This window comes from Colwellia sp. BRX10-1 (assembly GCF_014077545.1).
In the GTDB taxonomy this organism is placed as follows: Bacteria; Pseudomonadota; Gammaproteobacteria; order Enterobacterales; family Alteromonadaceae; genus Colwellia_A.
Genome location: NZ_JACGWC010000023.1, coordinates 44,690 through 66,280, shown reverse-complemented (window position 1 = coordinate 66,280; position 21,591 = coordinate 44,690). Strand labels below are relative to the sequence as shown.

18 protein-coding genes are annotated in these 21,591 nt (G+C 36.7%); 1 reads left to right on the top strand and 17 read right to left on the bottom strand.

The annotated features are described in order from the left end of the window. Positions 1-223: 223 nt before the first annotated feature. The 3 genes from H4J75_RS15880 to H4J75_RS15870 form a co-directional block, all read right to left on the bottom strand. The gene (locus H4J75_RS15880; protein ID WP_182222679.1) at positions 224-511 is read right to left on the bottom strand and encodes a hypothetical protein; all 288 of its coding nucleotides are present in this window, start codon (positions 509-511) and stop codon (positions 224-226) included. Between the two features lie 113 nt (positions 512-624). Then, positions 625-1,116, bottom strand: coding sequence for a hypothetical protein (locus H4J75_RS15875; protein WP_182222678.1), 492 nt, complete (start codon positions 1,114-1,116; stop codon positions 625-627). 107 nt (positions 1,117-1,223) lie between these two features. Continuing rightward, positions 1,224-1,499: a hypothetical protein gene (locus H4J75_RS15870; RefSeq protein ID WP_143327935.1), complete on the bottom strand. Its 276-nt coding sequence runs from the start codon at positions 1,497-1,499 to the stop codon at positions 1,224-1,226. Between the two features lie 984 nt (positions 1,500-2,483). On the opposite strand from H4J75_RS15870, the gene H4J75_RS15865 reads away from it, so the two are divergent. Next, a complete protein-coding gene (locus tag H4J75_RS15865; RefSeq protein WP_182222677.1) occupies positions 2,484-4,211 on the top strand; it encodes a tetratricopeptide repeat-containing diguanylate cyclase in 1,728 nt (575 codons plus the stop codon). Positions 4,212-4,422: 211 nt separating this feature from the next. On the opposite strand, the gene H4J75_RS15860 is transcribed toward H4J75_RS15865, so the two are convergent. The 14 genes from H4J75_RS15860 to H4J75_RS15795 form a co-directional block, all read right to left on the bottom strand. Beyond that, positions 4,423-4,941: a gamma-glutamylcyclotransferase family protein gene (locus H4J75_RS15860; protein WP_182222676.1), complete on the bottom strand. Its 519-nt coding sequence runs from the start codon at positions 4,939-4,941 to the stop codon at positions 4,423-4,425. A 289-nt stretch (positions 4,942-5,230) separates the two neighbouring features. Beyond that, positions 5,231-6,985 carry an ATP-binding protein gene (locus tag H4J75_RS15855; RefSeq protein WP_182222675.1) on the bottom strand — a complete coding sequence of 585 codons (1,755 nt, stop codon included), beginning with the start codon at positions 6,983-6,985 and terminating at the stop codon, positions 5,231-5,233. Positions 6,986-7,208: 223 nt separating this feature from the next. Continuing rightward, a complete protein-coding gene (locus tag H4J75_RS15850) occupies positions 7,209-7,808 on the bottom strand; it encodes a hypothetical protein (protein WP_182222674.1) in 600 nt (199 codons plus the stop codon). A gap of 312 nt (positions 7,809-8,120) precedes the next feature. Next, positions 8,121-8,675: a GNAT family N-acetyltransferase gene (locus H4J75_RS15845; protein WP_182217256.1), complete on the bottom strand. Its 555-nt coding sequence runs from the start codon at positions 8,673-8,675 to the stop codon at positions 8,121-8,123. Positions 8,676-9,057: 382 nt separating this feature from the next. After that, entirely contained in the window at positions 9,058-10,383 is a 1,326-nt protein-coding gene (locus H4J75_RS15840; RefSeq protein ID WP_182222673.1) for an aspartate aminotransferase family protein, read from the bottom strand. Between the two features lie 299 nt (positions 10,384-10,682). After that, on the bottom strand, positions 10,683-11,387 hold the full coding sequence (locus H4J75_RS15835) for a TorF family putative porin (RefSeq protein ID WP_182222672.1): 705 nt from the start codon (positions 11,385-11,387) through the stop codon (positions 10,683-10,685). Positions 11,388-11,432: 45 nt separating this feature from the next. Then, on the bottom strand, positions 11,433-12,650 hold the full coding sequence (locus tag H4J75_RS15830) for a BCCT family transporter (RefSeq protein ID WP_182217262.1): 1,218 nt from the start codon (positions 12,648-12,650) through the stop codon (positions 11,433-11,435). Positions 12,651-12,853: 203 nt separating this feature from the next. Continuing rightward, positions 12,854-14,494 carry a choline dehydrogenase gene (betA, locus tag H4J75_RS15825; RefSeq protein WP_182217264.1) on the bottom strand — a complete coding sequence of 547 codons (1,641 nt, stop codon included), beginning with the start codon at positions 14,492-14,494 and terminating at the stop codon, positions 12,854-12,856. An 88-nt stretch (positions 14,495-14,582) separates the two neighbouring features. Next, a complete protein-coding gene (betB, locus tag H4J75_RS15820; protein ID WP_182217266.1) occupies positions 14,583-16,046 on the bottom strand; it encodes a betaine-aldehyde dehydrogenase in 1,464 nt (487 codons plus the stop codon). Continuing rightward, positions 16,037-16,642, bottom strand: coding sequence for a transcriptional regulator BetI (betI, locus tag H4J75_RS15815; protein WP_182222671.1), 606 nt, complete (start codon positions 16,640-16,642; stop codon positions 16,037-16,039). Before betI ends, betB begins: the two co-directional genes overlap by 10 nt. A gap of 512 nt (positions 16,643-17,154) precedes the next feature. Further along, positions 17,155-18,261 carry a tRNA 2-selenouridine(34) synthase MnmH gene (mnmH, locus tag H4J75_RS15810; protein ID WP_182222670.1) on the bottom strand — a complete coding sequence of 369 codons (1,107 nt, stop codon included), beginning with the start codon at positions 18,259-18,261 and terminating at the stop codon, positions 17,155-17,157. Next, positions 18,261-19,292 (bottom strand): selenide, water dikinase SelD, encoded by a 1,032-nt coding sequence (selD, locus tag H4J75_RS15805; RefSeq protein ID WP_182222669.1) that lies wholly within the window; start codon positions 19,290-19,292, stop codon positions 18,261-18,263. The genes mnmH and selD overlap by 1 nt, the downstream gene beginning before the upstream one ends. 260 nt (positions 19,293-19,552) lie before the next feature. Beyond that, a complete protein-coding gene (locus tag H4J75_RS15800) occupies positions 19,553-20,779 on the bottom strand; it encodes a cyclopropane-fatty-acyl-phospholipid synthase family protein (protein WP_182222668.1) in 1,227 nt (408 codons plus the stop codon). 35 nt (positions 20,780-20,814) lie between these two features. Further along, positions 20,815-21,591 (bottom strand): DUF1365 domain-containing protein, encoded by a 777-nt coding sequence (locus tag H4J75_RS15795; protein WP_070373604.1) that lies wholly within the window; start codon positions 21,589-21,591, stop codon positions 20,815-20,817.

The window sequence follows — 21,591 nt, the reverse complement described above, 5'->3', positions numbered from 1 at the left end:
CTCGATATAATCTCGGTGTTCATAATCAATTAATTCAATTGATGCTCCCCATTTTGGATCTGCAACAACTTTAATTTCTGTCAGTATGTAGCGAAACTCATCCAGCATGATGGTATACCTAACGCCTAATTAACAGGCAAAAAATAGTTGGCTAAAATAGTGAACGGAGTGAACAAAAGCCAACTGTTTTTTGTCCTTGTTTAATTTCTTGTTATGTTTAAATTTACCCTAAACGAATAACTATTTTAGCAACCCACTTATCAATATACTTGCTAGGAATAAAAGCTAAAAACAACCCCATAATTGGGAATATACTACTAAATATCGCAGCCATAATTTTAGAGCTCTCATCTTTGGTTGGAACGCCATTTATTTCAATTACTGCATTTGGATCTAATGCTGCTTGGAAGAAAACGTATACTAGTATACTTCCGATAATTATCAGTGTTCCACCACCAAGACGACTTAAACCTACGATGATATCTACCTTCTTCTTTAATTCTGCGTCCATACTTTCCTTTAAACATAACGCCCCATTAAGAGGCAAATGATAGTTGGCTAAAATAAGCGACGAAGGAGCAAATAGCCAGCTGTTATTTGTCCTGCTTGAATGGCTTGTTAGCCTTACTTGAACTCAATGCTCGTTTTACCCATTACGATACTAGAAAATAAAATCGCTTTATCCGTGACCTCATAATCATAAGGGGGATCAACATGAGCATGACCAATCAAATTACCTGAAGGCGAATATAAACGACAATCCAACTCACATAACTCTAATATATTATTATTTATACATTCCCAGCCCCAAAATAAATCAGGGTAATTAATGTCTATTAAACTTTGGGTAGAAACATTTACAACCGCTGAAACATAACCTGCACCAACAAAGAGAACTTGGTTATCTTCACTCCAATGTAACGACGGCTCGGCATCGTCTGAAAAATGAGACCAGAATAATACGATACAAGTAAGCTTGCTACCTTCTCTAATTTCAATAATCGTCTTACGGTCAAAATCCTTTTCTTCAGATATTACAATGTCCGCTGCACTATCAGGTGCAATACTATTTATAGTTTTGACTTTTATGACTGAATGATTGAATACGAGTTCCATACTTTCCTTGTAAGGCTAACGCCCACTTAAGCGGACAAAAATAGTTGGTTAAAATGTGAAGCGAAGCGGAACCTAACCAACTGTTTTTGTTCCGTTTGAAGTTCTTGTTATGTGACGTCTTTAGTAGCTATTAGGTTTATCAACATTAGTTCGTCGCCAACAAATACACTACAAGACCAAACATTTTTCATTCCTTGTAACTGCGTTAATTCTTCATTCTCTATATCTTCCAGTAGAATATTTCTAGAATTACCAGTTATTACACTCTCTATAGCTGAAATATCCCAATTTAGAACACCTTGATATAAAGCATCTTCTTTACAAGGTGAAATGCATTGCGATATGAAGGTGCCACCTTTGAAATCAAGTATGAGTGTATACAAATCCATTTGATAAACCTCGTAGTCACATAACAGCTTATTAGACCGAAAAACTAAGCAGTAGACCACACTTAGCATTCTTTGTTTATTTACAGTTACAATTATCATACTTTACAACATAATAAAAACATTAACATTTTATTATTATTAAACATTTCAAAAGGTGCAACACCGAATCTTTCGGTATTTCGGCAAAAGAAAGGAAAACAACACCAGCTGTATAAAAGAACAGTAAAAATAATTATTGTTTAAAATATAGTAAATAAGTTATAAATTTTGTGTGTGATCAGGTGGGGCAACTTCGATTTTTCTAACTGTAATAATTATCAACTTTTAATGGCGGCATCTAACAGATATCTTTTTGCCATCGACTATTCAAATTATCTCCGTAATGTGACGTCGCGAATAATGCCATCAAATATTACTGTCTTACTAACATTAAGATAAAGGCCAGAAATCTTTGCTGGCTTGACTCAGGCGTTAATACTTGATGCTGAAGTGCTTCGCTGAACTTTAACTACATTAAATAATGAAAAGCCTTATTTTTAGAGCCTTTGATTATGTCTACAATATCTTAAAGTATGTGCATATGTAACTTTGTCTAACACTTGCGGTAAAAAATATTTTCATTAAATACCATTATTAGATGATATTAACTCTTATCAGAAACAAGATAATAAGTGGTTTGCTTTCCCCTACTTATGCTTGTTGATGTAATGCAAATATACTTCAACATTGGCATGTAGCTATTCTGATAATTACAAACCGGGTAATCTATAAATATTAACAACTAGAGTTTTTTTGTTGCAAGAGTATTGAAACGTTTATCATTGTCGAGTCTTATCTAAGGCCTACTGGTCCTCTTTCTTTTTTATATGCCGTTTTTTTTAGAACCATGTTAAACTTAAAAAAAAATTTTTTACGGGTATCATGTTGGCTTATCGATGGGTATTTAAAATATTATTTATGGTTGTTTTGTTCCCCTTTTTGGCTTCTGCAGAAAGTGAGCACAATGATAATGAGGTAATAAATAACTATTTAAAATTACAAAACCTAATACACCTTCAAGGCGATCAACATAACGCTTTTATTTCCACCTTGCTCACACAAATTAACAACTCAGACTATACATTTCTCAAACCCGCTGTTTTTGCAAATTTAGCTGTCCTTAATATTAACGCTGGCAATAAGGCTAAGGGGCAAGAATATTTAGCTGATTCTATTCAAGCATTTAATAACACTTCTTATAATAAGTATACCAACAGTGCTCTGTACAAAGTAAGTCGAGCATACTTACTGATAGGTCAGTATGCTAAAGCCATTGAGTATACTAATCAGCTAAATGCCTTCGCTGTTGAGCATAATGGCAAAAAAATGGAAGTTAGAGCACTGCTTAACTTAGGTTTGATTTATGCTGAATTGCAATTATATGATTTAGCAGAGTTGCGTCTTAATAAGTCTTTGAAAAAAGCTGCCTCTCTGGGAGATAATAAGCTCGAACATTTAACCATACTCTATTTATCAGGTGTTAAAATTAATCAACCCGATAGCAATAATCAAGATATCCTCAAATTAATTAATAGAGCTAAGTCTATTTATGAAAGCATTGGTTATTTAGAGCGGCTAGAAGGATTAACTTACGCAAGAATGGCAAGAGCTAACAAAGCTGAAGAATTGCTATTACAATCGCTTTCCTTAGCGGTTAATAATCAAGATGTTCGTCTTAGCCAAATAACAAATCAAAGTATTGCCTCATTTTATTTTACCCAGAAAAATTTTACTCTAGCGTTAGCTCATGCAAAGGAGTCACTTAAAATAGCAATAGAATTAGGCCATAAAACAGAGGTTTCTGAACTCAACTATTTACTAGCGAAAATTTACAAGAGTTTAAATGATGACAAGAACACTTTGATTCATCTCTTGGCTTATGTTGAATTTCAAAACTCTAATCAAGCTAAAGCGTTTGTCGATATGCTCTATGAAATGGATAAAAATATAGCAATAGATAAAAAATTTGCATCTCTTGAAAACGAAAAACTTTTAAATCAAATAGCTATACAAAAAAGTGAAAAATATAATCAACTCTTTATCTTCATCATAATACTAATAAGTGTTTTATCATTCGTTATGCTATTACTTTGGAAAAATAGAAATAAAATGATGCTAGAAAAAATCAGCTATTCAATGCGCGATAATTTAACAGGTTGCTACGTTAGAAATTACTTAGATGATTACTTACCAGGGCTTAAGTCTAGATTTGAACGACGTGATAGCACTACCAAAGAGTCTGTCGGTGTAGTAATGGTAGATTGTGATAACTTAAAACCGATTAACGATAACTATGGACACGCCGCAGGTGATGAAGTTTTAAAAGCTATAGCGACGACACTTTCAAATCAATTGCGTAGCAGTGACGTTCTCGTTAGATGGGGAGGCGATGAGTTCGTTTTATTGTGCGAAAATATTTCCTTAACAGAGTTAGGTAATTTAAGTGAACGTGTAAATGCATCAATAGATAAGCTTGATATTATTTTTGAGAAAAACAATATCTCAGTAACTGTTTCTTCAGGATTTGCATTGCATGATATTAGCAGCGGCTTTAATTTCTATAATCTTTTAAAGTGTGCCGATAATTATTTATATCAGTCAAAAAAACAAGGTAAAAACGCTAAAAACGGCGGTATGTATGTACCCAATACGGATTATCAAATATAAACACTTCAATATTCACCTAATTCCTCAAGGTATACATGGATTGCAGATTTACATAGAGTTTGATTTTATATATTACCCAAACCCATGTCCTGAACGGTGTTACGCTTTAACCTCTTTTTAATGCTTACTTAAGACTATTAACCAATCTAACTCAAATAATCTTATTGTTTGCTTAAATGCCATTTTATGCCTTTATAAATCGCTGAATTCCTCAGGCACAGTCTTTTTGAATAGTGTGTGAACTATACATTGCCCGTTCCTTTGTTTCTCTCTCTTTATTTGGATCTTCTATACAGACAACAGATTCGATAATAGCGAGATAATCCGTAGATAGCTTTGTTTCTTTTGCCCCAACAATGACGTGATTTAGGTACCAAGTATATGGTTTTAATGAAGGGTCTATTCTAATTGCACAATAAATTAGTGCTTCGAACGTTTTTCCCTGTTCATTTATTACGGATACTGTTTTTTCATTATACCCAGACCCTAAACTTTCGGCTCTATCTAAAATGGGTTTCTCATTTTCATCTATCTCAAAAAGAGCGCCTACGACCACGTCATCACTATTATTCGTATAAAAAGAGTCGCATTTACCTGATCCATCTTTGCCACTCATATTAAAACGCAACTGATGATTTTTAAGACTTACTGTGTCAATTTTTTGGGCACTTGGCACCCTTTGTTGAAGTCTTATAAGGGACATGTTTGAACCATATGCAAAATACTTCATCAAAACTCCTGTGCGATTAATACCTGTTCAACAGGAAAATAATTATTGGTTAAAAATATAGAACACAAACATTTAACTATTTATTGTTTAAAATTCTATGACATCGGCTTAAAGGGTAACAAAAAAACATTAGCTTTTACATGTTCGTATTGCTTATATGTTTACGCTTGGGATGGCTTAACCGTTAGTATGGAGCTTAACTCAAATAAGTCATTTTGATTTTTCATATAAACGACTCGAAAAATCAAAGCATACATTACCCCAGCACTTAGTTTATATAAGATGTTTATTAATCTAAGGGTAACGCGATAACAAATTGTGTAGATTCATCAACCGTACTAAAACAGGTAACTTTACCGTTCAAACTTTGAGTGACTAGGTTATAGAGAATACTTAGCCCTAGACCAGAACCTTTTTGCCGTTGCGTTGTATAAAAAGGTTCAAACACCTTTTCTATCTTTCCCACTTCAATACCACAACCATTATCTTGCACCGTAAGCATTAGCATTTCATTTTGTACTTTAAAACTGATTTTTATTTGACCATTAATTATTTCTTTAAATGCATGAGTTAAGGCGTTATCAATCAAAATAGTTACTATTTGTGCAATCGTACCTGGTGATGTTAAAAGGGGTAAGGTTTCATCTCCTGATAAAAATATTTTTATATTCTTTTCACTAACTCGAGACGACAATGTCGAAATAATATCATTTAAATATTTAAAGAAATTTATTGTACGCTTTTCATCATTTGATTGGTCAACGGCTATCCTCTGAAAATTCCTTACCAATTCAGAGGCCCGCTCTAAATTACGTAAAATTATATCGCTACTACCAATCAAGCTGTTACATTGATTAACAAACGCTGTTCTTCTAATCTTTCCACTTTCCACAGCTTTTTTAATCAGTTGCGCGCTATGTTCTAAATTACTAGCCCCCGTTACAGCAATACCAAGAGGCGTATTAATCTCATGTGCAACACCGGCAACTAAATTACCTAAGGCCGCCATTTTTTCAGACTCAACAAGCTGGTCTTGTGTTGACTTTAATGATTCAAATGCTACGGCTAATTTTTTGTAAGTTTGACTTAGTTCTTTCGTACGCTCTTCAACTTTTTCTTCTAATTCATCTCGAGCTTTACTTAACTCGACCTGCATATTTTTTAATTCAGAAATGTCATCGTAAGTACCAACGATACCAATAACTTCATTAAACTCATTAATAATCGGTCGTTTAGAGGTGCGTAACCAGATGGTTTTTCCATTAGCATGGGTTTGAGGTTCTTCTGAAGCGATTAAATGCTCTCTTGAGGTCATTGTATGAGCGTCATCTGACCTATACAGCTCTGCTTGTTCAGGGAAGATATCAAAATCAGTCACTCCAACAATGTCAGAAGGCGAATTAAGATGGGCATCATTTGAAAAAGCTTTGTTACTTCCTAAATAAACAGATTCTCTGTTTTTCCAAAAAACACGTTGTGGCATTAAGTTCAATACGGTTTGAAGCGTGTTGATTTGTGTACCTTTTTGCCTATTTGTATGGTCGGCAGAAAAAACATAATGAATAAATTGATAGAGCGGGCTAGATGTTTTAATCACGGTATTAGGCGTATTCGCTTGATAGCTAATTACACCTATAAGCTCATCATCCACAGTAAAGGGTAACACAAAGCAATTATCGTCTTGAGAATCGCTAAAATCTGTTTTGTTTAAGAAACTAACAGTGACTTGGCTTTTACTTTGTTTTATTTCTTGTAATTGACGATTTAATAAACAAATAGTGTCGGGTAATTCGCTTTGATTTACATTAACAACGACACGCTCTTCACTTGGCTCATTATTTTGCGTGTTCAAACAGTAACTATTGTAATGTGACTTTTTATTTTGAATATCTTTGTAAACTACGGTAAAAATAAAGAATGGACTATTCAAAAGCATTGACAGCTTTTTCATCGCGAAAGAAAAATGCTCTGTATTGGTGAAATTAGTTTCTGAATCTAATGATAATAAACGTATAAACTCTAATTGTTGTTCACTATTAGTCACTTAGGTGCCCTTTCTTAGTTATACCCCTATTAAATATATATGATGATTGAAATTAAGCATAATTATTTATTATTTACTGATGTAAAAATAAACAGCAGGATAAACTGCCATTAGATAAGCTATACCTAACGCCCTATTATTTAATAAGTGTTTATATCCCTATCTAGGTTTGGTGCGAACACCGGGTATGGTATCGGTTAATACCGATACGTCCACTAAGCAATTACTCTCTATTTTTAATGTAAAGTCTGATACCAAAGGTGGTTAGGGTTGCTAATAGTAATAAACCTAAAACGCCAAAAACTAAATTTACATTTTTAAATGGTGTCCATTGAAGGTAATGAATTTTATAAAGTCTGTTGATTAACTTAGTATCATCGCCCTTCTGGCTTAACCTTAAGCTTACCCAATCAAGATTTATTTCAACACCTGTGCTAGTTTTTGCATTTGTTCCATCAATAGAAATAATGTCGCCATAACGTTCTTTATTTTCTGAAAGTGCATCATCAATAAGGCGTTTGTATTCTAACTTAGTTGGCAACCCTTTAACTTGAAGCGTAATAGGGTCTAAATGTTCCGTTTTTCCTTGCGATTTAACCAATAAATGATGCCCTAAAATAGTTTTGATGAGTTTAACTTCACTCCAATTTTCTTTTGGATCAACTAATAACTGTGTTTCTAGGTGATAAGTTTTTAATGATAATTGTTCATAAGCCCCTTTGTAGCCGGGTTTTATAAAAAATATGACACCGGTAATTGTCCAACCAAACATTGGTAATATGAGGATTAAACCTATAAGTCTATGTATTTTTCTACTTGTCATTTTTGTTTTTCTTATTGTTGGAGAGTGAAATCTTAATTGCATAATAACAGCAATAACCCGCTCATTAGTAAAATGCAATGAGATGGAGTCAAGCGCTACAATTAATGAATGCTACTTATTAGTAGGTTTGTTATGTATAGGTTTAATAAGTGGCTGTGAAAAACGCAACAGTAACAGTAAACCTATAATTGCCGCTGCAAAGAAAAGGTACTGACCAAAAGTGCAGTTCTCTTGCTGTATTTCTCGATGTTACTTTTTTAATCTAGCCATTTTAGCCTCATTGAGACTGACTGTTTTGATACACGGTTGACATTATTCATTAATGGGTATTATTTTAGGTCGGTAAAGTGAACCCAAAATACCCCCAAAGAGATTTTTATAGATCGCTTCTATCTCTTCTTTGGAGATACTGCCACCATGTATTAGCATTTCAAGTACCTCCCCTGGCTCTTTAACTAGGTAACCAGAAGAACTAAAGCCATTGTTTAAATAGAATGCTTTTCGTTTAACTCGTTGTGGATAATTTTGTTGTTGTACTTGAAGTTCTTCAATATTTAATACAACTCTGTTTTCATGCTTCTCTTTCAATGCGTCTAATACCTTACTCCCATAACCAGACGAACGCTGATCCTCTGCGATAGCAAAGAAATGAACAAAAACAGTATCTTTATACTCGGTAAGATAGATTAAACCAATCCAGTTATTATTTTCATAAAGAACGCTAAAGCCGTCCTTCCCTTTTCTCAATATGAAGCGAAGCAACCAAGAAGGAACACGCCTTACTGTCGTAAAAGCCTCTTTATAAAGCTCAATAACATTTCTATAATTAACGTCATATTTAGAAAGTGGGCTGAATTTTATGCTCATAGTATTACTCATATCCTTTGAATCTATTGATTAGTAGTCAGGGCTTTTGTACCTTAGCCGTATATGTTTTTAAAGTGCTTGTGCTTTTACTAACATCGTTAGATATTTAACCACTCCATGGCTAAGCCAATATAAATACGCCCAACCAAAAGTAACGCGTTACCTTTAAGTTGTTGATATAGTTACTGTTTATTAAATGACTTTATAAATAGCATAACATTGAGGATTAACATCCATTTTAGGTTTCACTGCTTAACATGGCATTAAGCAATGAAAATTTAGTCCATTTATCGCTAATTGACGTCGGATCAATAGCGATAAATTTTTACTACTAGGCTACCTAAATAATAAGTTAGGTCTACAAATTGAAAAAAACTTCTAGTTACTGCGCGTTAATCGCGGCGCTCATTGATTGCTCAGCAACTTGCTCTAACCACTTAAGATCGACAGTTTGGTGGGCTTCACAAATAAACCAAGGTTCACGTGAATCCGGCTCTAACATCACGCCATTGTCGATTAAGTTAAGCGCGAATTGCGTATAAAGATCACTGTTCGTTTTTTTCCAATCACGATAATTTTGTGGTACTTCACTACCAAAATGTACGCCAAACATTGCATCGGGTCCTGCAAAACAATGTTCAATATCAAATTTTGTAAATACTCTTGAGAGTAACGCTTGAATTTTTTGACCTACTGTCGCAATCGTTTCAAGTGCATCGGTTTCTTTAAGCACGGTTAATGTCGCTTTAGCTGCGCTCAGTGCCACCATATTAGCGGTATAAGTGCCGCCGTGAGTTACCCCGTCTTTTGCAAATGATATAGCATCCATAACATTAGCTTTACCACCAAAAGCAGCAATCGGGTAACCGTTGCCCATAGCTTTTGCATACGTGGTTAAATCAGCATAGATACCATATAAGGCTTGTGCTCCGCCCTTGGCAACACGAAAACCCGTTTTGACTTCGTCCATAATTAGCAAAGAACCATTGGTATCACAAGCGTCACGCAACTTTTGCATATAGGCTTGCGTTGAGGCAATCGAGCCACAGTTACCCATGATAGGTTCAATCAATATAGCCGCAATATCATGACCATGTTCAGCGAAAACAGTATCGATAGCTTTAAAATCGTTAAGCGGTACACTTACTTGATGTTCACGCGTACTTTGTGGGATACCTGCGCCAAAAGGTATAATTTCAGGCGCGTTTTCATCAGTGACTTCCCAGTTATCTACATCAGATTTCCACATCACTTCATCATGCAGTCCATGAAAGCCACCTTCAACCACGACTATTTTATTACGTTTTGTAAATCCACGAGCGGTGCGCACTGCGCCAATAACCGCTTCGGTACCTGAATTAGCAAAGCGCATTTTATCGATATTAGGGCAAAGTGACTTCACCAATTCAACCACATCAGAATCAAGACCGGTAGAGAAACCGGAAATGGTGCCAACGCTAGTGATCGCGTTAATCACTTCATTGTCTACGCGTTCGTCACGATAACCAAGAATAATTGGGCCATAGGCTAAACGAAAGTCAACAAACGTTTGTTGATCACAGTCGGTGATGGTACAGCCTTTCATGCTGCTTAAAAATACGGTGTTTTCTTCCCCCCAATAACGGTAGCTGTCTGCAACCCCTAACGGCATATTTTCGTGGGCTCTTTTAAGCATAGCATTGCTTTGGGGCTTATGTGGTTTAGTCATGATCGCTCTTTATATCACTGAATGTTTTAAACATTAATTAACGTAAATTTTATCGGGTGATAATACAGGGATAGCGCAATTTCAGGAAGAGTAAATCTTTTAATTAGTCAGGTATTCGTCTTTTAAAGGGGTAAATTAGCTAATAAAGTCATGGTGACCGGGTATAACCAAGCCTAAAAACTACCGTTGCCGTTTATCCATAACACTAAAAAAAGCCTCAGTGATAACCACTGAGGCTTAGATAATAAGTCGATAGCTCGTTGAACTACCTACAATAAACGTTACTTAATCCAATACAATTATAAGCTGAAGGTATGAGATACAGATAACACGACACGGGTATCAGCCAAATCAATGTTCATATTTGTATCTTCAAGTGCAAGATCAACATCAAAGCCGTTCCAATTGGTCATATATTCAACGCGATAATGGTTGTAAGCATCTTTGGCGTTCCACGACCATTTATCTTTATTCGCTGACATTGAACGATCAAAACTTACCTTGATATTATGACCCGGTTTAACTTCAAACGTATGAGCAACCATAGCGATATAATGATTAACATCAAGACCAAAATAATCCCAGCTATACCAAAAGTTTACTTCACTGTTACCCATCGATGAACTGTAACCAAATTTTGCATAAGCTTCAGGATAGTTGTATGTATCTGACACGTTATCGCCGTGGTACGTATAGTAAGCAATACCTGCATCTAGTCCTATTTTTTCGTTAAGTTGAAAATATTGACCAACATAGGCATCCCACTCAATGTTAGTGTCTTCATAGCGACCAAAGTCAACGTTTGACGCCCAAGTTCCAGCATAAAAGCCGCTATCATCTGCATAATCCAAACTCGCTTGTAATGCTGGATCGTTGCCTGTTTGGCTAACACCGTTAAAGGTATAATCAGAGGCTATGTTAACCGTTGCAGACACATCAGCTAGTGCGGTAGAAGATAATGTTAATAGGCAACTTGCGGCTATAGCTATAATACTTTTATTCATTTAGTTTCTCTTTTTATTTAGTATTCAAATACAAAATGGTCGGTGCTATTCGACTAATTCGATTTTAGTAAAATCAATTTTATTTTCTTTCGGTGAACGCTCAATTTCGCTAACGGCTTTAAACTTGTTAAACAGGATATAACCAAAGCAAGTAAAAAAGAGTCCAATAACGACAGCGCCAACCCATTGGATTTGCAAGAAATCTAATTTAAATAACAGGGTAAGTAAACTAAGAGCAATTAAGTTGCCGAAGAAATATTTCACTCTGCCCAGCCTTGCAACACTCAAGTTCAAATTATCAGTATAGAGACGGATCAATGAATCAAGTGAGTTAATAACGAAGGTTATGCCAACAAATGCCATCGCGATATTATAGAAACCAGCGGTCTCTAGCCCATTTGCACTGTAGTAATAAAGTACTGAGAACCATATGGCGATTGGAATAGAAGGAAAAACCAACATCGCTGCCAATACTTGATAAGTACGAAGACCTCCAACAAACCGAGAAGTAAACTGGCCAATCATAATGCTCCAAGCAAACCACCAATAAAGGTAAAATTCATGGTAATCATTAAGAGGCAAAGCAAATTCGTGGATATTACCAAAGTAACCGCCAATCATCGCGATAGTGTTGGCAAACTCACCAATACTTGAGGTTTCTGAAAGAAAAGCTCCACCCCACATTAGACCAATCAATGCCAAAAATAACCAAGTAGTTGCCAAACTTAATATTTTTACGTAACGAATATTAGTACTTGAATAAACAGCTGCAGCTATGACTAAAAATACAATCAAATAGAAGCTACTAACAATAGATTCACCATCGCCAAGTTCAGGCATATACCAAGGTAAATTGGTTAATAATAAATAGGCGGTAAAAGCACAGGTACCAATAATAACTACGTTATTTACCAGTTTAACCAGTGGAATTTCAAAAAAACGTACACGAGGTTCAATCACACAAAAATAGAAACAAGTTAGAAAGTAAAATCCCCAGATGAGAAATGCCCAGTAGCCAAACTCTATGGCCAACGGGTTAGTAAATCCATATTCGGGGTTGGTTGCTAAATCAGCATATCCGGCAAATTCGGTTAACGGAAACATGATCAAGCCAACATCTAGCCCAGAGGTAAACAATATAGCAATAAAGGTAAATGTTTTAACCGGTGTTACACCGACACAGCGAATATTGCCCCACCGATATAATACAAAGGCGATGGCGGTGAAGGTAAATATCAGCCCAGCTGATAACCATGTAGTCATAGTTGTCTCCTGAGTAAGGTATTAATTAATATAAACAAGTAGTACTCCTCTTTGAGGTTTATAAAAGTACACGGCAAATTTAAGCTGAAGATTTCAATTGTCGCCATCATGAAAATATCTTGATGGCGAAAATTAAGATCTAACCGCGTACTGACGATTAACGTTAGTTAATTTTTAGATTTGGCTTTAGTGCGCAATTGCTATTAATTTTGCACTAAGCTGACAGGGGCGTTTGATGGCGATAAAACTTCTCGGCCACGAATAATGTCGGCGGCACGTTCAGCGACCATTATGGTTGGTGCATTTAAATTACCGTTAGGAATAGTTGGAAATATTGACGAATCAACAACCCTTAACCCTTCAATACCATGTACTCGGGTTTGGGGATCTACAACCGACAATTCATCTGTGCCCATTTTGCATGAACATGATGGATGATAAGCACTTTCAACAAATTGACGAACAAAAGTGTCAATTTCGTCATCACTTTGGATACCAATGCCTGGCTGTATTTCTTCACCTCGATATTTATCTAATGCGCTTTGATTGATAATGTCTCGGGTTAGGCGAACACAGGCACGAAAACCTTCGCGGTCTTCTTCGTGCTCAAGGTAATTAAAGCGTATTTGCGGGTGTGCTTTAGGATCACTCGACAAAGCCTTAATAAAACCTCTACTTTTTGGTTTATTATGACCAACATGCACCTGAAAACCATGACCTGCAAAGGCCTCTTTGCCGTCATAACGCATCGCTGCAGGTAAAAAGTGATATTGAATATCTGGCCATTCTGCCGTTGGTTTAGAGCGAATAAATCCACAAGATTCAAAGTGATTAGTCGAGCCTAATCCTTTCTTTGTTAGGATCCAACGAACACCAATCTGCAATTTACTCCACCAATCTAACTTGCCATTTAAGGTGATCGGCTGCTTACATTTAAATTGGAAGTAGAACTCAAGATGATCTTGCAAGTTTTCGCCAACGCCAGGTAAATCATGTATCAATTCAATACCGGCATCCTCAAGGACAGCTTTAGGACCAATACCTGATAGTTGCAGTATGTGGGGCGAGCCAACAGGACCTGCTGATAAGACAACATCTTTATTAGCAGCAACGTCAACTGTTTTTCCGTTGCGTTCGTAACGTACGCCAACTGCTTTTTTGCCATTAAGTAATACTTTATGTACTAAAGCATGAGTTATCACAGTTAAATTTGCACGTGCCATTGCTGGTCGTAAATAGGCGTTAGCAGTTGAACTGCGCACCCCTTTTTTTACCGTCATGTGCATTGGTCCAAAGCCTTCTTGCTGAGTACCATTATAGTCACTGGTTGCACTATATCCGGCCTCAACACCTGCATCAACAAAGGCCTTATATAATGGGTTTTTCATCTGGTTGCCATTATTAACACCCAATGGTCCATTTTTTCCACGATATTCATCACCGGCAAATGCCCATGTTTCTGCTTTTTTGAAATACGGTAAACAATGAGCGTAATCCCAGTTTTGGGCGCCGTTTTCCTGCCATTCATCAAAATCACGCGCGTGTCCACGAACATACACCATGCCGTTGATTGAAGACGAGCCGCCTAATACTTTACCACGAGGGCAATGCATACGTCGGCCATCAAGATTAGGCTCTGGCTCTGTTTCAAACTGCCATGCATATTTCTTGGTATTCATCGGAATAGATAAGGCGGTAGGCATTTGAATAAAAATGCTTTTGTCACTGCCGCCAGTCTCAAGTAACAAAACTTTACTGTTGCTGTCTTCACTTAGACGGTTCGCTAATACACAACCAGCAGAGCCGGCACCGACTATAATGTAATCATAATTATCACTGTTCATTTAACACTCAACTTTATTACTTTGGTTGCCAACATTTAATTTTGGCAACTATTCAAGGCTTAAGGACGCTAACTAAGCTTTAACTTTATTAAAACGGGCTGTCTAATGGCTGTAACCCAACATACACCGCTTTTATTTGCGTGTAATAATCGAGTGTTACCAGACCATTTTCACGGCCAACGCCAGATTGCTTATAACCGCCAACAGGCATTTGAGCCGGAGAAGCACCAAAACTATTTATCCAACAAATTCCTGCTTCCATTTGATGGGTCACTCGGTGAGCACGAGTAATATCTTGTGTAAACACACCTGCGGCTAAACCAAAGTCAGTCGAGTTTGCGCGTTTTATTACCTCGTCTTCGTCATCAAATGTTAATACAGACATCACTGGCCCAAAAATTTCTTCGCGGCAAATAGTCATTTGATCAGTACAGTCGGTAAAAATAGTAGGAGCGACAAAATAACCACCCGGTGCATTGTCTGGCTGAAGGGTTTTCCCGCCATGTAATAAGGTTGCCCCTTCACTAACGCCAAGCTTGATGTATTTCATCACTAGATTTAAATGCTTTAAAGAAATCAGTGCACCAAAGTTAGTCTCTTCTACCATAGGGTCACCGGCAATTATATTTTGGCTAGTGCGCTGAAGTAACTTTTCAATAAAAACGGGATAAATAGATTTTTGAACGAATACGCGTGTACCATTGGTACAAACTTCGCCTTGAGTATAAAAATTACCTAACATCGCTGCAGAAACCGCATTATCGACATCAGCATCATCAAAAATAATTAATGGCGACTTACCACCAAGCTCCATGGTGACATCTTTAAGCGTAGTAGCTGCTGCTGCCATCACTTTTTTACCGGTACCGACTTCTCCGGTAAAAGACACTTTGGCAATTTCTGTATGATGAGACAACCACGCACCTACCTCACCAGCCCCTTGAACAACATTAAATACGCCATTAGGAATACCTGCTTCTGTAAATATCTCTGCAAGTTTTAAAGCGCCTAAAGGTGTTTCTTCTGAAGGTTTAAAAATCATTGAATTACCACAGGCAAGCGCTGGTGCTGCTTTCCAACAAGCTATCTGTAGTGGGTAATTCCAAGCACCGATACCTGCACAAATGCCTAATGGCTCGCGACGCGTGTAATAAAAATCGCCATCTACCGACTGTTGATTACCTTCAACACCTGGCGCTAACCCAGCAAAGAATTCAATCGAGTCTGCACCTGATGCTACATCGACTACTGAGGCTTCTTGCCATGGCTTACCTGTATCAAGTACTTCTACTTTAGCCAACTCATCGTTACGTTCACGTAATAAGGCAACTGCTTTAAGTAAAATACGACTTCGCTCAATTGCGCTCATTGCAGACCAAGTAGCAAATCCACGTTGCGCGCTTGCAATTGCCTGCTGTTTAATTTTTTCGTCAGCAACTTCAACTTTGTAAATAACTTTCCCTGTTGCTGGGTTAATTACTTCAAATGTTTCGCCGCTATCATTTGCCATGTAGGCACCATCGATAAAGTTTTTATAACATACTAATGACAAGATATTTCTCCATACTGCTTAAGCAGATCGACTATAAATTTTTTACAAAATTGCTCGGCTTGCCTGAACTCTTTTTCAGGGCTTGGGCTTAATGCACTACGTAACCAAAAACCATCTATCATAGCTGCTGCCTGCTTAGTGGCGATGAGTGCTAAATCGTCATTTAATAATTGACGAAAAGAAAAAAGTAGATTGCTGTGCAAGCGCTTGCTGTTTATATTTTGTAGCCTTGCCAATCCTGGTTCATGCATTGATTGCGCCCAGAAACTAAGCCAAGTTTTTGTTGCGGGTTTAGAACGTTGTAATTGAGTGAAATTAGCCTCAATAATCATCATAAGTCGATCGGCTGGCTCAAGATGTTGACCTCTAACACGTTCGAGTAGCGCTAACTTCAATTGTTCAAGCAAGTGTTTAACGGTTGCTTCTACTAATTGCTGCTTGCCACCAAAGTAATGACTAATAATACCTGACGATAAGCCAGCGATCCGACTGATCGTTATTATTGTGGTGTTTTGTAAACCAAATTGTGCGACGGAATCTAAGGTAGCATCAATTAACTGTTGTTTACGTAAGGGCTTCATTCCAATTTTAGGCACTGACTTCTCGAATATTATTTTTAATTGAACGTTCAATTAATTATAATTCTAACGGTTCTGAATGAAATTATCAAGTTACTGTTATCGTTCTAGAGTGAAGGTAAGTCTATAAAATCATTTTAAATCAATATAATAAGCTACATATATGGGTATAAATATACTTTAAAACTTATAATAATGGTTAGTATACGAACTATATTTTAGGTTATAAATTGATGAGCGAGTGTAAATAAACCGCTATTTTTTAATCACGGCTAATAAATAGCGATAGATTAATTGGCTGTTTTTAATGAAATTTTAAAAATTTAACGTCAGAATACTTGAATTTTCGCTGGGTCTTACATCAATCTACTGTTAACAAATATCTTCAGTGATCGTACTTTAAGGTGAATTGCTCGTTTAAGGGAGGGAATATGCCGCAATATGACTGTAATGTAGAACGCTCAATACGAAGCATTTGTTATTAGTATCATTCATTGCGGCTGTAGAAATTATTGATCTAGTTTGGTGTGTTACTTACCTTCTAGAAAGTCTAAACATTGGGCATTGTTACCTCGAAAGATCACCCTTTCGGCCTTGAGACCTAACTGATATTGATACATAGGATCATAGTATTCTTCAAGTAATGGCTTTAACCAATCTAAATGATAGTGCGTTAGACCCTTTTGCTGTTCAGTAAATGCCTTAGTTTGAAGTATCTGTAGTTGTGCATATCGTTCTGTACCTAAACGTTTACGTACTTTAAATAAGCCGTGTGCTAAATATTCACTAAAGGCAATAAAACCTTGCTCTACGCCATACGCTGCTTGATATTGCGCAGTCATCTTTATAATATATTCTTGGAATATATGTTCAAGACGGTAGTCCAAACTTTCTTCAATGACCACAATTGGCGCTAATGTCATTGCTTGTCGCAAACTTTCAGGTAAATGTACGCTACCAATTAATCGCCCTTCATCCTCTAAGATCAACGGTTTATCTAAACTATAATTACCGGTAATGTATAATTCAGCCAATTTATTTTCAAAGTCTATCTGGCTGGGTTGTGCGGTAACAAAACCACCAAAACTTGAGCCGCGATGACCTGCAACCCCCTCTAAATCAAGACTATTGCTACAATGAGCAAGAAAAGGCGTTTTACCACTGCCGGTATTACCAGCTAAGATAGTTAATGGATGTAGAGCAAGTTGCTCTAGCTCGTTGAGTAAAAATTGACGAAGTGCTTTGTAACCCCCGATTAGCAAAGGATAATTAATACCTGATTCTTTTAGCCAACGCTGTACCGTTTGAGAGCGTAAACCGCCACGAAAACAATATAAATAGCCTTGCGGGTTTTGCTGAACAAAACTTTGCCATTGTGCCAAGCGATTATCTTTACTTTGTCCACAAACAAGTTCATTGCCAAGGTTAATGGCGGCCGCTTGTCCTTTTTTTTTGTAGCAGAGCCCTACTTCCGCTCGTTCATCATTATTCATTAGCGGAAAGTTAACAGATTGGTTAAAAGCGCCTTTTTCAAATTCAATAGGAGCGCGAACATCCATCAAAGGAATTTTATTGCGAATAATAGTGCGAAAATCGCTGCTGTCTAGTCGCTCTGTGGCAGCGGTGTTTATAATCATTACAATAAACTCACTGTAGGCGAAGTTGCAGCCACTAGTTCACCAATAGGTTGAAGATTCAGACCATTTTCTTGGCATAAAGCTTCAAAGGCTAGCTTACCTGATGGCTGAACAGCAACCAGTAAACCACCGCTAGTTTGCGGATCACATAAAAGTGTTTTTTGTTTAGGGGTTAACGGGCCAACATCTTCCCCATAACTGGTAAAGTTACGTTCACAGCCACCCGGTATACAACCTTGGTCAATGTAATCATTAACAAAGTCAATACAAGGTATTTGCTTAAAATCGACAATAGCAGCAACATTGCTACCCTGACACATTTCTAAAAGATGTCCTAAAAGTGCGAAACCAGTGACATCTGTCATTGCCGTAACAGTTTCTAGAGCTGCAAATTTTTGACCGATTATGTTCAAAGCTTTCATTTCTTGTGGTGCTAGGTGTGCATGTTCAGCTAATAATTTACCTTGCTTTTCAGCGGTAGTCATAATGCCAATACCTAACGGTTTAGTGAGATACAATAGATCGCCAACACCTGCGGTATTATTACGTTTTATCTGCTCATTATTGATTAAACCGGTAACGGCTAATCCAAAAATAGGCTCAGGTGCATCAATAGAATGTCCACCCGCTAAAGGGATCCCAGCTTCAGCACAAATAGCTCTAGCGCCATCAAGTACTTGTTGCGCAATTTCAGGCGCTAAAATATTGACTGGCCAACCTAAAATAGCAATTGCCATTATCGGCTTACCACCCATAGCATAAATATCACTGATGGCATTACATGCTGCGATTTTACCAAAATCAGTGGGATCATCAACTATCGGCATAAAGAAATCGGTAGTTGAAATAACGCCTTGGCCATTGCCTATATCAAAAACGGCTGCATCATCTTTAGTGCTATTACCCACCAATAGTTCTTTGTGTTCAGGCAATACCAGTGAAGATTTAAGCATTACATCAAGTACCGATGGGGAGATCTTGCAGCCACAACCGGCGCCGTGTGAGTATTGGGTCAAGCGAATTGGTGTCATAAGGATTCAATAAAGTAAAAGCAATAGGCTAATTTACAGTAATATTGGCACCGTTACACCTTTGTATTACGATATAGCTGTTGATGTGAGGATAAATATTGAAATTACGGTTAATATTTGACTGGTTGGGGCATGTTATAACAACAAAATAGGCATTATTGCCTATTTTGTTTAATAGGTTACTTATTAATTAGGCTGCCCGCACTTTACTTAATAGATTCAATTAATATTAAGAAATAAGGCAAGCTTGCAACACTTTATTATTTACGCGCAACTATATGAACAGCACTCGTTGAACGCTCTAAAAATGCGCCTTCACAGTAAGCAAAGTAATATAACCATAGACGTTTAAATGTCTCATCATAACCAAATTGAGTAAGATCAGACCAAGAAACTAAAAACTTTTCACGCCAATGTGCTAGTGTTTGCGCATAATCTAGACCAATATCATCAAGCTGTTCAACAACAAGACTACTATGTTTGGTAATATTATCTGAGAGTACATTTACCGAAGGTAAAAAACCACCTGGAAAAATATAACGCTGAATAAAGTCTACGTTACTTCTATAGTAATCAAAACGTTGGTCGGCGATAGTGATTGACTGTATAAGTAATTTACCGCCATTTTTCAATAAATCATTACATTGTTTAAAGAAGCTAGGTAAAAATTCATAGCCTACGGCTTCAATCATCTCAATTGAAACGACTTTATCAAATGATCCTGTTAAATCGCGATAATCTTGTTTGAGTAAAGTGATCTTATCTTGTAACCCTAACTTCTCAATACGCGACTGGGCATAATTAAATTGCGCGTCAGAAATAGTTGTTGTCGTTACTTTACAGCCATAATTTTGTGCTGCATATATAGCTAAACCGCCCCAACCTGTTCCTATTTCTAGTAAATGATCACTCTCACACAAAGATAAACGCTGACAAATAGTTTCCAGTTTATGGAGTTGAGCTTCGTCTAATGTGGCATTTTTGGTCGGATAAATTGCAGACGAATACATCATTTCTGGATCAAGAAAACGCGTATATAATTCGTTACCAAGGTCATAATGAGCAAGAATATTTTTCTTTGAACCTGATTGAGTATTTCTATTCTGCCAATGCGTTATGCTGTTCTTAAACTTGTTTAACCATGACTTTTTTGACTCAAGGCTATCAGTTTCTTGTTGTGCTTTAGCAAAAATTCTAATGACATTAGTAAGATTAGGACTGCTCCATTTTCCTTCGATAAAGGCTTCGGATACACCGATACTGCCACCTTTAACAAAATCACGGTAAACACTTATATCATGTATATTGATCTTTCCTTTGAGTAGCGAACTTCCTGGTGTTTCAGGGAAAATGTTATGCTCTGTTCCTTCCACGACTTCTAATTGGCCATATGATAACTTCGAAAAGACAGAATGAACCATGTCACGACAACGCTTATCTATCCAATTCGCTGTCTGCAAAGTTCTAACACCTTCAATTTGTTCCATTTGGTACTCCTTAATCTTATTTTACAATCTATATATTAATTTGATTTTTGATAGCCAATAAAGGGTATCCGTTTAACGAACAACCTTACTGCTTGCCAGTAGATGCCCCAAACAACTTTTACTGTCATTACAGGAAGTTGACACCAGATTGCCAACAAACTTTTCTTAGTAAATGGCTTCTTTTTCATAACAAGACTGGCATCGAATAATTTACTGACTTCGCCTGTCTCTTCATTAATTGTTTTGTTTTCAATTTTAACCAGTAGCTTATCGTGTTCAGATGACGGCGGCTTTACATGCCAAAAATATGTCATTGCCATATCCATAAAGGGTGAAACCTGAAACTCTTTTTTACTGGTATTAGCTGTTTTTTTATTGAGTAAATTAACTAGATAAAAATGTCTTTCATTCCAAGGGGTATTGCTAACCTCTGCTAACATTTGAGTACATTCATTTTTTTCGTTATAACAAAAATAAAAATTAGCTGGGCTAAAATATATACCAAAACATCTAACTTGTACCAACATGACAATTTTAGCTATCTCATTGTGCCCATCTAATAGAACAACTTTTTGTTTTATACGGTCCTTAAGAGAGGATAGTTCACCCTTGACATAATCTTTTTCAACAAAGCGTAAAGGATGAAACCACGAAAAACCAAAAATCCCCATACTGTTACTATTATTTTCTACATCATCAACGTCTATCGCGAGCATATACAAAGAGTAATCAAAACTATGCGCCTTAGGACTAAAGCGACGGTGAATTATATTACCTTGATAAATATTGCTTTTGTTGAATAATTCAGACAT

Coding starts and splice junctions, on each gene's coding strand:
- H4J75_RS15880 (WP_182222679.1), bottom strand. CDS start 511: ATGGACGCAGAATTAAAGAAGAAGGTAGATATCATCGTAGGTTTAAGT.
- H4J75_RS15875 (WP_182222678.1), bottom strand. CDS start 1,116: ATGGAACTCGTATTCAATCATTCAGTCATAAAAGTCAAAACTATAAAT.
- H4J75_RS15860 (WP_182222676.1), bottom strand. CDS start 4,941: ATGAAGTATTTTGCATATGGTTCAAACATGTCCCTTATAAGACTTCAA.
- H4J75_RS15850 (WP_182222674.1), bottom strand. CDS start 7,808: ATGACAAGTAGAAAAATACATAGACTTATAGGTTTAATCCTCATATTA.
- H4J75_RS15845 (WP_182217256.1), bottom strand. CDS start 8,675: ATGAGCATAAAATTCAGCCCACTTTCTAAATATGACGTTAATTATAGA.
- H4J75_RS15840 (WP_182222673.1), bottom strand. CDS start 10,383: ATGACTAAACCACATAAGCCCCAAAGCAATGCTATGCTTAAAAGAGCC.
- H4J75_RS15835 (WP_182222672.1), bottom strand. CDS start 11,387: ATGAATAAAAGTATTATAGCTATAGCCGCAAGTTGCCTATTAACATTA.
- H4J75_RS15830 (WP_182217262.1), bottom strand. CDS start 12,650: ATGACTACATGGTTATCAGCTGGGCTGATATTTACCTTCACCGCCATC.
- betA (WP_182217264.1), bottom strand. CDS start 14,494: ATGAACAGTGATAATTATGATTACATTATAGTCGGTGCCGGCTCTGCT.
- mnmH (WP_182222670.1), bottom strand. CDS start 18,261: ATGATTATAAACACCGCTGCCACAGAGCGACTAGACAGCAGCGATTTT.
- selD (WP_182222669.1), bottom strand. CDS start 19,292: ATGACACCAATTCGCTTGACCCAATACTCACACGGCGCCGGTTGTGGC.
- H4J75_RS15800 (WP_182222668.1), bottom strand. CDS start 20,779: ATGGAACAAATTGAAGGTGTTAGAACTTTGCAGACAGCGAATTGGATA.
- H4J75_RS15795 (WP_070373604.1), bottom strand. CDS start 21,591: ATGTCTGAATTATTCAACAAAAGCAATATTTATCAAGGTAATATAATT.